General features: G+C 69.2%; 1 pseudogene. It reads left to right on the plus strand.

Annotated features, from left to right (window positions below):
* A pseudogene (locus KVT45_RS55655) lies at positions 1-237 on the plus strand (transcriptional regulator); the annotation flags it as partial.

Raw genomic sequence — 237 nt, forward strand, 5'->3', positions numbered from 1 at the left:
CTCCTCGCAGGCAGTGAGGTGTCCGCCCGCCTGTGGTCCGAACACGGGGTGGCGGTACGCCGCGCGACGACGAAGCGCCTCCACCATCCGTCCGTCGGCCTCCTGGAACTGGTCTGCGAGGTCCTCATCAACACCGACACCCACCAGCACCTCGTCTTCCACACGGCCCGCCCGGGCACCGCGTCGTTCGAACGGCTGCAAATGCTACGGGTGGGGGGGGTGCAGGTCATGAGCCCG

The sequence above is a fragment of the Streptomyces sp. GbtcB6 genome, from assembly GCF_019091475.1.
GTDB lineage: Bacteria > Actinomycetota > Actinomycetes > Streptomycetales > Streptomycetaceae > Streptomyces > Streptomyces hyaluromycini.